The organism is Micromonospora sp. NBC_01655 (genome assembly GCF_026339755.1).
Classification (GTDB): domain Bacteria; phylum Actinomycetota; class Actinomycetes; order Mycobacteriales; family Micromonosporaceae; genus Micromonospora.
Genome location: NZ_JAPEQF010000001.1, coordinates 424,019 through 437,408, shown reverse-complemented (window position 1 = coordinate 437,408; position 13,390 = coordinate 424,019). Strand labels below are relative to the sequence as shown.

10 protein-coding genes are annotated in these 13,390 nt (G+C 73.1%); 6 read left to right on the top strand and 4 right to left on the bottom strand.

All coding sequences use genetic code 11. The features are described from left to right. Positions 1–13 precede the first annotated feature (13 nt). From OOK41_RS02190 to pknB, 4 genes are read left to right on the top strand one after another with little or no spacing between them, the layout of a single operon-like run. Positions 14–1,504, top strand: a complete 1,491-nt coding sequence (locus OOK41_RS02190; protein ID WP_266262747.1) for an FtsW/RodA/SpoVE family cell cycle protein — start codon at positions 14–16, stop codon at positions 1,502–1,504. Beyond that, positions 1,501–3,006, top strand: a complete 1,506-nt coding sequence (locus OOK41_RS02185; RefSeq protein WP_117668066.1) for a penicillin-binding protein 2 — start codon at positions 1,501–1,503, stop codon at positions 3,004–3,006. Before OOK41_RS02190 ends, OOK41_RS02185 begins: the two co-directional genes overlap by 4 nt. Position 3,007: 1 nt before the next feature. Further along, positions 3,008–4,465, top strand: coding sequence for a serine/threonine-protein kinase (locus OOK41_RS02180; protein WP_266262745.1), 1,458 nt, complete (start codon positions 3,008–3,010; stop codon positions 4,463–4,465). Then, on the top strand, positions 4,462–6,273 hold the full coding sequence (gene pknB, locus OOK41_RS02175) for a Stk1 family PASTA domain-containing Ser/Thr kinase (RefSeq protein ID WP_266262743.1): 1,812 nt from the start codon (positions 4,462–4,464) through the stop codon (positions 6,271–6,273). The genes OOK41_RS02180 and pknB overlap by 4 nt, the downstream gene beginning before the upstream one ends. Positions 6,274–6,435: 162 nt before the next feature. Here the strand turns inward: pknB and OOK41_RS02170 are convergent, their stop codons facing one another. The 4 genes from OOK41_RS02170 to OOK41_RS02155 form a co-directional block, all read right to left on the bottom strand. Continuing rightward, positions 6,436–7,086 (bottom strand): aminodeoxychorismate/anthranilate synthase component II, encoded by a 651-nt coding sequence (locus OOK41_RS02170; RefSeq protein WP_117668063.1) that lies wholly within the window; start codon positions 7,084–7,086, stop codon positions 6,436–6,438. A 4-nt stretch (positions 7,087–7,090) separates the two neighbouring features. Beyond that, positions 7,091–7,366, bottom strand: coding sequence for a hypothetical protein (locus tag OOK41_RS02165; RefSeq protein ID WP_266262740.1), 276 nt, complete (start codon positions 7,364–7,366; stop codon positions 7,091–7,093). 2 nt (positions 7,367–7,368) lie between these two features. Beyond that, entirely contained in the window at positions 7,369–8,490 is a 1,122-nt protein-coding gene (locus OOK41_RS02160) for a class E sortase (protein ID WP_266262738.1), read from the bottom strand. A gap of 920 nt (positions 8,491–9,410) precedes the next feature. Continuing rightward, positions 9,411–10,217 carry a DUF881 domain-containing protein gene (locus tag OOK41_RS02155; protein WP_266262736.1) on the bottom strand — a complete coding sequence of 269 codons (807 nt, stop codon included), beginning with the start codon at positions 10,215–10,217 and terminating at the stop codon, positions 9,411–9,413. A 230-nt stretch (positions 10,218–10,447) separates the two neighbouring features. Here OOK41_RS02155 and OOK41_RS02150 point away from each other — a divergent pair, with 230 nt between their 5' ends. Together OOK41_RS02150 and OOK41_RS02145 are read left to right on the top strand one after the other, a co-directional pair. Next, complete coding sequence (locus tag OOK41_RS02150; protein ID WP_117668059.1) at positions 10,448–10,711, top strand: cell division protein CrgA; 264 nt, start codon at positions 10,448–10,450, stop codon at positions 10,709–10,711. Positions 10,712–11,018: 307 nt separating this feature from the next. Then, positions 11,019–13,214, top strand: coding sequence for a (Fe-S)-binding protein (locus OOK41_RS02145; RefSeq protein WP_266262733.1), 2,196 nt, complete (start codon positions 11,019–11,021; stop codon positions 13,212–13,214). The last annotated feature ends 176 nt before the right edge of the window (positions 13,215–13,390 follow it).

The window sequence follows — 13,390 nt, the reverse complement described above, 5'->3', positions numbered from 1 at the left end:
CCGAGGACCATCCGTGACCGCAGCGGCCGCACCGGCAGCCTCGCCCGCCACGACGGGCGAGCAGCCCGGCGTACGCCTGGCCAGGTCGCGGCGCAACGCCGAACTGTCCCTGCTGCTGCTGGCCCTGGTGATCGTGGCCGCGTACGGCGCGACGGTGGAGGCGACCGTGCTCGACACGGTCACCCCGGACTTCTGGGTCCCGACCGCCGTGCTGGCGGCCGTCTTCCTCGCCCTGCACGTGGTCATCCGGTTCCTCGCGCCGTTCGCGGACCCGGCCCTCCTACCGGCGGTCGCCCTGCTCAACGGGATCGGCGTGGGCTTCCTGCGCCGGCTCGACCTGGCCCGGGCCGCTCCGGAGGAGCGGGAGACCCTGGCGATCTTCGCCGGCAACGGAGGGCGGCAGTTCGCCTGGACGCTCGCCTCGGTGGTCCTCGCCGCCGCGCTGCTGGCGCTGATGCGCGACCACCGCTCGGTCTCCCGGTACGCGTACACCCTGGGCCTCGCCGGCATCGTGCTGGTGATGATCCCGGCGGTGCTGCCGGCGAAGTACTCCGAGATCTACGGCGCGAAGCTGTGGATCCGCATCGGCGGCTTCAGCATCCAGCCGGGTGAGTTCGCGAAGCTGGCGCTGCTCGTCTTCTTCGCCTACTACCTGGTGCGCAAGCGCGAGGTCCTGTCGCTGGCCAGCCACCGGGTGCTCGGGATCGACTTCCCGCGCGGGCGGGACCTGGGCCCGGTGCTCGCGGTGTGGGTGCTGAGCGTGCTGGTCCTCGTGTTCGAGAAGGACCTGGGCACCTCGCTGCTCTACTTCGGCATGTTCGTGGTGACCCTCTACATCGCCACCGAACGGGTGAGCTGGCTGCTCATCGGCCTGATCCTGTTCTTCGGCGGGGCGTACCTGGCGTACGTGCTGGGCGGCGTGATCGGCGGGCCGTTCGCGAACTTCCACCTGCGCGCCGAGATCTGGCTGGACCCGTTCGCCGATCCGTACGAGGACGGCTACCAGTTGGTGCAGGGCCTGCTGGCGCTCGGCAGCGGCGGCCTGTTCGGCGCCGGGCCGGGCGGTGGGCAGCCGCTGGAGATTCCAGAAGTGCAGAACGACTTCATCTTCGCCGGCATCGGCGAGGAGATCGGCCTGTTCGGGCTCTCCGCGCTGCTGGTGGTCTACCTGCTGATCGTGGAGCGGGGGCTGCGGGCCGCGCTGGCCGTGCGGGACTCGTTCGGCAAGCTGCTCGCCGGTGGCCTCGCCTTCACCCTCGGCCTCCAGGTGTTCGTGATCGTGGGCGGGATCAGCAAGCTGATCCCGCTGACGGGTCAGACCACCCCGTTCCTGTCTGCCGGTGGCTCGTCGCTGATGGCGAACTGGCTGCTCATCGCGGTGCTGCTGCGGGTCTCCGACGGCGCGCGCCGTCCGGTGACCGGGGCCGGCGGCTCCGCGGCCCGACCCGGGGGCGGCCCGCCCGAGCAGCTGCACGGTGCCCCCACGGAGGTGATCCGGCCGTGAACGCACCCCTGCGCCGTGTCGGCGTCGTCGCGATGGTCCTGTTCGGTCTGCTCTTCGCGAACCTGAACTGGATCCAGGCATACAAGGCCGACGAGTACCGCAACAGCGACTACAACGGCCGGGTCCAGGTGGCCGAGTACGAGCGCAAGCGCGGCAACATCGAGGCCGGCGGCACCGCCCTGGCCACCAGCAAGCAGACCAGCGGCAAGCTGCGCTTCCTGCGCACCTACCCCGGTGGGGAGAAGTACGCGCACGTCCTCGGCTACAAGCCGGTCAACCTCGGCGACACCGGCATCGAGCGGGTGGAGAACGACTTCCTCGCCGGCACCAGCGACGCGCTGATCGCCAACCGGATCAAGGACATGTTCACCGGCGACGAGACCGGTGGCGGCAACGTGCTGCTCACCCTCTCCAAGCGGGCCCAGGACGCGGCGTACAACGGGCTGGCCAAAAACGACGTCGGGGCGAAGAAGGGCGCGGCGATCGCGTTCGACCCGCGTACCGGTGCGGTGCAGGCGCTGGTCTCCATGCCCAGCTTCAATCCGAACCCGTTGGCCAGCCACGACAGCAACGAGGCGACGGCGGCGTACAACAAGCTGGACAAGGCCCCGGACGGCCCGCTGAAGAACCGGGCGCTGTCGGAGGTGCTGCCTCCCGGGTCCACCTTCAAGATCGTGGTGGCCGCCGCAGCCCTGGAGAACGGCGTCGGCAAGAACACCCCGATCCCGGCCGGCTCCAGCTGGACCCCGCCGACCTCGGGCACCCCGATCCGCAACGCCGTGCCGTCGATCTGTCCCGAGGACCAGGTCACCCTCCTCGACGCGGTCACCGAGTCCTGCAACACCGGATTCGCCCAGCTCGGCGTCAGGCTCGGCGCCGACAAGGTGAAGGAGAAGGCCCGCCAGTTCGGCTTCGAGCAGGAGGGCCTCACGGTCGGCCAGCTCGGCGAGGACGGGCTGCCGACGGCGGCCAGCCGCACCGGGGCGATGCAGGGCCCCGACGGCGCCACGGACCCGGCCGCCCTGGCCCAGTCCTCCATCGGCCAGCGCGACGTCAAGATGACCCCGCTGGAGGGGGCGATGATCGCCGGGGCGGTGGCCAACGGCGGCAGCCAGATGCGCCCGTACCTGGTCCGGCAGTTGCTCGCCCCGGACCGCACCACCAGTTACTACACCGCCAAGCCACGGGAGCTGCGCAAGCCGGTCAGCGGCCAGGTCGCGTCGGACCTGCGCGACATGATGGTCAGCGTGGTGGAGAACGGCACCGGCCGCAACGCGAAGATCAACGGCTACACGGTCGGCGGCAAGACCGGCACCGCCCAGTCCGGCCCGCAGACCCCCGACCACGGCTGGTTCATCGGCTTCGCCCTCGACAAGAACGGCACGCCGGTCTCCGCGGTCTGCGTGGTGCTGGAGGAGGCGGGCAGCGGCGGCAGCGCCGAGGCGGCCCGGATCGCCGGCAAGGTCATGCAGGCGGCGATCGCCGACTCCGGGGGCCGCTGACATGCTCGGCCCCGGCGTCCAGCTCGGCAACCGCTACCGCCTCGACGAGCGGATCGCCAGCGGCGGCATGGGCGACGTGTGGCGCGGCACGGACCAGGTGCTGGGCCGGACGGTCGCGGTGAAGAGCCTGCTCCCGGCGCTGCTGGACGAGCCGGGCTTCGCCGAGCGGTTCCGCGGCGAGGCGCGCACCATGGCCACCATCAACCATCCCGGCGTGGTCGACGTCTACGACTTCGGCAGCGACCAGCACATCGCCTTCCTGGTGATGGAGTACATCGAGGGCGACGCGCTATCCGCCACGCTCAGCCGGGTCGGCCGGCTCACCCCGGCCCGCACCATGGCGCTGCTCGCCCAGGCCGCCGACGCGCTGCACGCGGCGCACTGCAAGGGCATCGTGCACCGCGACGTGAAGCCGGGCAACCTGCTCGTCCGGCCGAACGGGACGCTGGTGCTGACCGACTTCGGCATCGCCCGCTCCGAGCTGGTCGGCCAGCTCACCGCGGCCGGCTCGGTGCTCGGCACCGCCTCGTACATCTCTCCCGAGCAGGCCACCGGCGCGGTGGCCACGCCCGCCTCCGACGTGTACGCCCTCGGCGTGGTCGCGTACCAGTGCCTCGCCGGACGGCGGCCGTTCGAGGGGGACAACCCGCTTGAGATCGCCATGAGGCACGTCCGGGACGCCCCCCGGCCGCTGCCCGGCGACATCCCGCCGCCGGTCCGGGCGATCGTCGAACGGGCGATGGCCAAGGACCCGACAGCCCGCTGGCCCAGCGCCGCGGCCCTGGCCGGGGTGGCCCGGCAGGCGAAGCTCGCGCTCGGCCAGCAGCCCCGCACCGCCGGGCAGCTCGGCCAGATCTCCGCCGCGCCGGCGTCCCCGGCGGCCCCGCAGGCCCGCGCCCAGGTGCCCCCCGGCCCGCGCCAGCCGCCCCGCCCGCCCGTGGTGGCGCAGCGGCCGGTCCCGATGTCCGCGCCGCCGCAGTCCCGGCCGCCGGTCGCCGCACCCCGGCCGCCGGTCGTCCACCAGCCGCGCCCGCCGGTCGTGCACCAGCAGGCGCAGCCCCCGGCGGTCGTCTCCCGCCCGCCGGTCGCCAGCCCGCCGGCCTACCCGCGCGGCGCCGCGACCGTGCCACCGGCCCCGGTCCGGCAGGCCGGCCCGATCGGGTACGTCCAGCAGGCCGGCCCGCCGCCGGCTCCGCCACAACAGTCCAGGTCAGGGGCGATCCTGCTGGTCGTCGTGCTGGCCGTGCTGGTCCTGCTCTGCTCCGGCGTGATTTCCTACAACTTCCGGAAGAACGCGGCGGCCGGTGATCCCGGCGTCCTCGGCACTCGGGCCGTGACCTCCGGCGCGCTGGCGGTCGGCGAGGGCGACGAATCCTCCCGGACGCCGTACCGTCGGGTGCAACGGCTCCTGCCGAGTGGCGGCGGGCCGACGACGAGCGAAGGACGACAGACGCGATGACAGCGCAGGCCCGCCTGCTCGGTGGCAGGTACCAGGTCGGCGAGCTGCTCGGCTACGGCGGCATGGCCGAGGTGCACCGCGGCCGTGACCTCCGGCTCGGTCGGGATGTCGCGATCAAGATGCTCCGGGCCGACCTGGCCCGGGATGCCACGTTCCAGATGCGGTTCCGTCGGGAGGCGCAGAATGCCGCCTCGCTCAACCACCCCGCGATCGTCGCCGTGTACGACACCGGCGAGGAGACCGGGCCGACCGGCGAGACGCTGCCGTTCATCGTGATGGAGTTCGTCAACGGGCGGACCCTCAAGGAGGTGCTGGGCGTCGAGGGGCGCCTCCAGCCGCGCCGGGCGCTGGAGATCTGCGCCGACATGTGCGCCGCGCTGGAGTTCAGCCACCGGCACGGCATCATCCACCGGGACATCAAGCCCGGCAACGTGATGCTCACCCAGACCGGCCAGGTCAAGGTGATGGACTTCGGCATCGCCCGGGCCCTGGCCTCCGGCGTCACGACGATGACCCAGACCAGCGCGGTCATCGGCACGGCGCAGTACCTCTCCCCCGAGCAGGCGCGCGGCGAGGCCGTCGACGCCCGATCCGACGTGTACGCGGCCGGCTGCGTGCTCTTCGAGCTGGTCTGCGGCCACCCGCCGTTCGTCGGGGACAGCCCGGTCAGCGTGGCGTACCAGCACGTCCGGGAGGCCCCGCCGACCCCCAGCGACATCAACCCGGACGTCAACCCCGCTGTCGACGCGATCGTGCTGAAAGCGCTGTCGAAGAACCCGCTCAACCGGTACCAGAGCGCCGGCGAGATGCGGGCCGACCTGCTCCGGGCGGCGGCCGGCCGGCCGGTGCTGGCCACCCCCGTGATGCAGGAGGCCGAGACCACCCCGATGGCGGCAGCCGGGTCGGGATACCCGACCCAGGTCGTCGGCGGCGCGGCCACCCGGCAGCAGCCGCCGGCCCGGGTCGGCGACCCTCGGCGGCGCAAGGCGTCCTCCTGGGTGATCGCCACCTTCGCGGCGCTCGGCGTGCTCGCCGTGATCGCCCTGGTCGCCGCCATCCTGCTGAACCAGGGCGGCCCCGACAAGGTCGGCACCCCCGACGTGGCGGGGCAGACCAGGGACGCCGCGGTGGCCGCGATCGAGGGAGCCGGCCTGGTTCCCGCCGACGGCGACCCGGTCTTCGACAGCACCTGCAAGAAGGACACGGTCGTCAAGCAGGAGCCGCCGGCGCGCACCGAGCTGGAGAAGGGCCAGGGGGTCACCATCCAGCTCTGCGGCGGCAAGCCGGAGGTGCCGATCCCGCCTGCCCTGGTCGGCTCCCCGTTCAAGAACGTCGAAAAGCAGCTTGACGGGCTGAAACTCGTGGTGATCAAGAAGGAGATCGACAACGCCGCGCCCGAGGGGGAGGTGACGAAGGTCGACCCGCCGTCCGGAACCATGGTCGCCGAGGGGACCAATGTGACGGTGACGGTCTCCAAGGGCAACATCCGCCAGGTGCCGAACGTCGTCGGCTCCTCCGTGGAGGACGCGAAGCGGGAGCTGGAGCGGGCTGGCTACAGGTGGAAGGTCGTCGACGGCAACGAGGTGCCAGCCGACCAGGCCGGCAAGGTGTCCGGCCAGAACCCCGCACCAGGCAGGCAGTTGGAGAAGGGTAGGACGGTGACGATCGAGGTCGACATCGTCGAGCCCAGCCCGGATCCCACGGAGCCGACCGGGACGCCGTCGCCCAGCAACAGTCCGACCCCGCCGGGGGGCGGCGGCGGTGGGCTGCCGTTCCCGACCCCACCGGCCCGCCTCCCCGAGCGGTGAGCTTCGGACCCGGCCCTGATCAGGGGCCGGGTTCGCCGCCGTGGGCCTGGTCGACTCGACGTCGGTGACACGGGGGTTTCCGGTATCGAGGATGGCCCGAGGTCATTGACCTGGAGTTGATTGTTGACGTCGGGCGGTGTGACGTCAGGCCAGCGGGTGGGGTCAGGCGGCGGCAAAGGCCGAGCGGCGGCGGGCGTCGACCTCGGCGGCCAGCTCCGGCGCGCGCTCCAGCGCCTCCGGGTGCCCGCAGCCCGCCAGCCAGTTGGCCAGCATGAGGTGGCCGCCCTCGGTGAGCACCGACTCCGGGTGGAACTGGACGCCCTCGATCGGCAGCGTCCGGTGCCGCATCGCCATCACCACGCCGGATCCCGTCCAGCCCGTGACCTCCAGCTCGTCGGGCAGCGTCTCGGGCAGCACGGCGAGCGAGTGGTACCGGGTGGCGGTGAACGGGTCCGGCAGCCCGGCCAGCACCCCCACCGAGCGGTGCCGCACCTCGGACGTCTTGCCGTGCAGCAGCTCGGGGGCGCGGGCCACGGTCGCCCCGAACGCCTCGCCGATCGCCTGGTGGCCCAGGCAGACGCCGAAGATCGGCAGCTCGCCCGCGTACCGGCGGATGACGTCGAGGCAGATGCCGGCCCGGTCCGGGCTGCCCGGCCCCGGCGAGAGCAGGACGCCGGCCGCGCCGACCCGGCCCACCTCCTCGACGTCGATCTCGTCGTTGCGTCGCACGTCGCAGTCCACGCCGAGCTGGCCGAGGTACTGCACCAGGTTGAAGACGAACGAGTCGTAGTTGTCGATCACCAGGACGCGCATCGACTCACCTGTTCGGGGTGGGGGGCGGGGTGTTGTTCTGGTCGGTGTCGTACGGCAGGTCGTGGTCGTCGCCGGCTGGGGCGTTGCCGTCCCCGCCCGGGTCGCCGCCCGGCACGCCCGAGTCCTGGGTGACCTGCACGTCGTCGAAGGGGAGCAGCGGCTCCGCCCACGGGAAGACCACGTACCAGAGCAGGGCGACCGTGGCGGTGGCGAGCAGCAGCGAGCCGACCAGCTTGCCGGGCAGCCCCAGCGGCAGCCTGCGCCAGATCCAGCCGTACATCGTCAGGCCCCCAGCTCCGCCGGCCGGCCCGCCGACTTGGCCTCGGTGTGGTCCAGCTCGGCGTGGATGATCAGGCGCTGGTAGTTGTCGAACTTCGGGTTGCAGGTGGTGAGGGTGAGCAGCTTCTTCGTCGGCTTCGCGTCGGGCTCCATCGGCACCGGGGCGACGACCTCGACCTGGTTCGGCCTGACGATCCGGGTCTTGTAGACCTTGTAGACGTACCAGTCGGTCTTGCCCTCGACCACGATGGCGTCGCCGCTGTTCAGCTCGTCCAGCCGCCAGAAGGTGGCCCGGTTGCGGTGGCCGGCGACGGAGAAGTTGCCCAGCTCACCCGGCATCGCGCTGTCCGGGTAGTGGCCGGGGGCGTACCGGATGTCCTCCTGGGTGACGCCCTGGACCACCACCCAGTTCTTGTCCAGCTTCGGAATGTAGAGCCCGGCGAGGGGCTTGCCGTGCACCGGCGGCTTCTGTTTCGCGGTGGCGGTGGGGGCCACGGTGGGGTCGCCGCTGGGACCCCAGGCCTGGGCGAGCTGGCGGTTGAGATCGTTCTGGTGGGCGTCGACGATGGCCGACTTGCCCCACACCTCGTACCCGGCGAAGAGGAGCACCACCAGGCCGAAGGTGATCAGCACCTCGCCGGACACCCGTAGCCCGGTGCGCAGCCGGGTCCAGACGGACGGCCGGGTCAGCTCGGAGTAGACGCTCCTGTAGCCCTCCCTGGTCTGCTCGGCCCGGAGCTGGACCACCCGCTCGCCGCGGCGGGGCCGGGGCGGCTCGGCCGGCTCGGCGTCGGCCGGGTCGGCGCCCTCCGGCATGCGGGGCACGGCGCCCATCAGCGCGGTCGAGTCGGGGGCCGGCGGCCGGCCGGGCACCGCCGGGATGAGCGCGGTGGCGGCCGGGTCGGCGAGGTGGTCCCCGCCATCCGGCGGGACCGCCCGCTGGTCGGAACCGAACAACGCGGACCCGGAGCGGAGGCCGGGACCGGACGGGTGCGGCCCGGTGCGGTCGGCTGGGCCGGACGCCGCCGGCCCGGAGCGGGGGCCGGGACCGGAGGACGACGGCCCGGAGCCGTCGGCGGCCTCCGGGGGCCGGGGACCCGGGCGGTCGCCGGTGTCTGGCTGCATCGGCCCGGGGTAGCCGCCTCGGGGCGCTGCCGCCCCGGCGCCGCCGGCCGAGCGTCCGTCGATCAATGGGAGGAAGGCGGTGGGGGACTCGGCGGACCCCGGGCGGCTCGCGGAACCGAACTCGGAACGCTCCCCGGCCGGCCACCCGTACGGCTCCGGCGCGGCCTGGTCGGCGGGCCTTCCAGGTGGCGGGGGACCGGACCGGTCGGCGGGCCACCCGTACGGCTCGGGATCGGGCCGGGCGGCGGGCGGGCGGCTGGGGCCCCCGGCGGCCGGCTCGGTGGCCGGGCGCAGCGGGGGGCGGGTACCGGCCCGCGGGGCGGGCTCCCGTGGTGGCGTGGTGGCTCGCGGGCCGGTCTCGCGTCCCGGCGCGACGACTCGCGGATCGGGCTCGCGTCCCGGCCCGGCGGTGGACCGGTCCGGCGGGAGGCCCGGTCCGTCGGCGGCCCGGGAACCGGGTCCGCGCCCGAGGCCGGCCGCGGACGGGCCGGGCTGTCGCACCGGGCCGGCGGCGGGTGGGGCGTGCGGGTCGCGGGTCGGCCCGGGGAACGGGCCGGCACCGGGCGTCGGCCGGGGGCCCGGCCCGTTCGCCGCGGGTGGCCGGGCGGGACCGGGTCGCTCAGGCGTGCCGGTCGCGGGCCTGCCGGGGAACTCGGGGGCGTGGGCCGGGGGGCGGTTCGCGGCGGGGCCGGGCCAGGCGGGCGGCGCGGCCGGTGGCTTCGGCCGGGTGCCGGGCGTCGCCGGGTCGCCGGCCCGGGGGGCCGTCGAGCGGGGCGGCAGCACCGGGTCGGGCCAGGGGCCGGACTGGCCCCGGCGCTCCGCCGGGTTCGGGCCGGAGCGGTCGACCGGGGGGAGGACGTCGGTCGGGTCCTCGTCCCGGCCGCGGTGCTGGCCGTCCCAGCGGTCGTCGGGCGTCCGGTTCATCTGGGCACCTTGGCCGCGCGCAGGGCGGTCGAGTCCTCGAAAGCGGGCACGGTGACCGTCGAGACCCGCTCCCGGTACCCGAGGTGGAAGTCGTTCACCACGCCCTTGAACACCCGGACTCCCTCGGAGGCGGCGAGGGCCTGCTGGAGGGCAGCGGGATCGCCGATTGCTACGATCTTGAAAGGTGGGGAGTACACCCGGCCGTGCAGCAGCAGGGTGTTACCAACGCAGCGTACCGCGCTGGTGGCGAGCACGCGGACGTTCATGATTGACATGGCCTCCGCGCCGCCGGCCCACAGCGCGTTCACCACCGCCTGGACGTCCTGCTGGTGGACGACCAGGTCGTCGTTGCTGGCACCTTCGGGCAGCCCCTGCTCCGGCCGTCGCGGCGCGTCGTCCAGCTCGACGACGACGCCGGTCCCGCGCAGCGCGGTGAACCCGGCGGCCTGGCGGCTGGCGGCGGCGCGGTCCCGCTGCTCCCTGATCGGGCTGTCGGAGCCGGCGAGGGCGGCGGTGTCGCCCTCGACCTCGTCGCGCAGCCGGGCGGCGCGCCGCTCGCTCGCCGCGACCTGCTCCCTGCGGTCCTCGATGAGCTGGGTGAGCTGGGGGCGGCGGTCCTCGCGCAGGGCGGTGCCCCCGGCGGTCGTCGCGGTGGTGGTGAAGAGCAGCCCGGCCGCGGCGGCGATCAGCGGCACCCCGATCGACCAGCCCGGTCGGCGCTGGCGTGGGCGCCCGGGCAGGAGAGCGACGACCGCTCGCCGGAGGACCTTCCGCCAGGAGGCGGCGCCGGATGTGTACTCCACCGAGCGTTCCTTCCGCGTCGTCTGGTGTCAGCCCGCGACGACGCGGACCGGTGTGGAGACCCGAACAGTCCCGCCCTTTTCGGTCACTCCGCGCATCGGCCTGACCCCATTCGTGGCCTGGACGGGCCTTCGGGACTACGCTAGCTGTCGAAACATTATTGGCCATGGACCGTCGCCCCCGCGCCCGGTTGTCAGGCCGGACGAGGTCGTCACCCCCTCTGGAGAGCGTCGTGCCCAAGTCTCAGGTCCGCAAGAAGAAGGTGTACACCCCGCCGACGGACGTGCGTCCGACGGCGACGGCGGCGACGCGCAAGCCTAGCCCGGTCTGGCTGCCGATCACGGCGGTTGCGCTGATCGTCGCCGGAATCGGCTGGCTGGTGGTCTACTACCTGTCCGAGCAGGCGTACCCGGTCATGTCGTGGGGTTACTGGAACCTCGCGGTGGGCTTCGGCGCGATGGTCGGCTCCCTGGTCCTGCTCTCCCGCTGGCGCTGATCCGGCCGGGCCACCGGCGCGGCGTGTCGTCCCCGGTGGCGGACCCGATCCACGTCACCGCGCGAGCCCCTGCCCGGCGCCTCGGCGCCGGGCCCCTTATGGTGTCCGCAGGGCGACGCGGCCCCGGGTGCGAGAAGTCTCACGTTACTGCTGGGTAACCTTGCGCGTAGGCTGCACTGCATGACTGAGTGAGCGAGGTCATCGACCGGTCCGGTCGGGGCGCGGGGGCGGCGGAACGCCGGTCATGCCCCTGACCGTCCCCGGTCGCCCAGCCGCTCGACAGGCAGCAGACCGGGAGGCCAACTCGATGGGCAGCGTCCAGATCGTCACCACGATCCTCGCGGCCGCCATCACCGCCGTGGCGGTGTGGCTTGCGGTGCGCGCGGTCATGAAGATGGTGGCAGTGATCAGGTTGGGTCAGCCCGACCCGGAGCGGTTCACCGACCGGGGCGCCCGCACGAAGACGATGCTGGCGGAGACCGCCGGCCACACGCGGATGCTCAGGTGGAGCGTGGTGGGCGCCGCGCACTGGTTCGTGATGGTCGGCTTCATCGTGCTGTCGCTGCTGGTGCTGGAGGCGTACTTCGAGGTCGTCTCCCCGACCGGGGGCCTGCCGCTGATCGGTGGCCTGGCGGTCTACGGCCTGGTCACCGAGCTGATCGCGGTGCTCGGCGTGGTCGGCATCCTGGTGCTGATCACGATCCGGGTCCGCAACCGGCCGACCCGGCCGGGCGGGCGGTCCCGGTTCACCGGCTCGACCATGTGGCAGGGCTACTTCGTCGAGGCCGTGGTCCTCGCGGTGCTGATCATGGGCTTCGTCGTCCAGGGCTTCAAGGTCGCCACTGACCACTTCGAGTACCCGGTCTGGGCCACCCCGGTCAGCCACGCCGTCGGCTCGTTGCTGCCCGACTGGGAGGCCGGCGTCAGCATCGCCGCCCTCATCAAGATCGCCATCTCGATGACCTGGCTGATCGTCATCGCGCTCAACGTGACCATGGGCGTCGCCTGGCACCGCTTCCTGGCGTTCTTCAACATCTTCTTCAAGCGCAACCCGGGTACGGCCGGCTCCGGTCTCGGCGCGCTGCGGCCGATGATGAGCGAGGGCAAGCCGCTCGACTTCGAGGAGGCCGACCCCGAGTCCGACCAGTTCGGCGTCGCCCAGGTCGAGCAGTTCACCTGGAAGGGCCTGCTCGACTTCAGCACCTGCACCGAGTGCGGCCGGTGCCAGTCGCAGTGCCCGGCCTGGAACACCGGCAAGCCGCTGTCGCCGAAGCTGCTCGTGCTGAGCCTGCGCGACCACGCGTACGCCAAGGCGCCGTACCTGCTGGCCGGCGGCGGCAAGGACCTGACCGGCGAGGAGAAGGCCACCGCCGCCCAGCTCGCCCACATGGACGTGCTGGCGCTCGCCGAGGCCGAGAAGCCGCTGATCGGCGGGGCCGAGGAGGGCGGGGTCATCGACCCGGACGTCCTCTGGTCCTGCACCACCTGCGGGGCGTGCGTCGAGCAGTGCCCGGTCGACATCGAGCACGTCGACCACATCGTCGACATGCGCCGCTACCAGGTGCTGATCGAGTCGAGCTTCCCGTCCGAGGCCGGCGTGATGCTGCGCAACCTGGAGAACAAGGGCAACCCGTGGGGCGCGCCGCAGAACACCCGGGAGGACTGGACCAAGGGCCTCGACTTCGAGGTGCCCCGGGTCGGCGAGGTCGAGGACTTCGAGTACCTGTTCTGGGTCGGCTGCGCCGGCGCGTTCGAGGACCGGGCCAAGAAGACCACCCGGGCGGTCGCCACGCTGCTCAACGAGGCCGGCGTGAAGTTCGCCATCCTCGGCGAGGGCGAGACCTGCACCGGTGACCCGGCCCGCCGGATCGGCAACGAGTTCGTCTTCCAGATGCTCGCGCAGCAGAACGTGGAGACCCTCAACGAGGCGTTCGAGGGCCGGGAGCAGGGCAAGCGCAAGATCGTCGCCACCTGCCCGCACTGCTTCAACACCCTGGGCAACGAGTACGGGCAGCTCGGCGGCGAGTTCGAGGTGGTGCACCACACCCAACTCCTGGCCCACCTGGTCAGCAGCGGCAGGCTCACCCCGGTCCAGCCCGTCGACGGCGGCGTCACCTACCACGACCCCTGCTACCTGGGCCGGCACAACCGGGTCTTCACCCCGCCGCGCGAGGTCCTCGACAGCTCCGTCGCCGGCGAACTCACCGAGATGCCGCGCAACAGCGAGCGCTCCTTCTGCTGCGGGGCCGGCGGCGCCCGGATGTGGATGGAGGAGAAGATCGGCAAGCGGATCAACGTGGACCGGGTCGAGGAGGCCATGTCCACCGGGGCGAAGACCATCGCGGTCGGCTGCCCGTTCTGCTCGACGATGCTGAACGACGGGGTGAACGGCAAGGGCGCCGGCGAGCAGGTCGAGGTGGTCGACGTCGCCAGCGTGTTGCTCCGCTCGGTCAGGCCGGCGGACGCCGCCGGCGCGAAGGAGACCGCGGCGGCCGGTAGCTGACGGCCATCCAGCCACCCGGGCGCGCGGCACCCGGACGGGTGCCGCCGCGTCGCTTTCGGGGTGGTCGGCGACCCGGTCCCGCACCACGTCCATGGCGGGCGGCGACGCCGGCGGCCCCTCGGGCCGCGTCGCGTCGCGGTTCCCGGCTGGAGAACCGCGGCCGGCCCGGGTCAGGT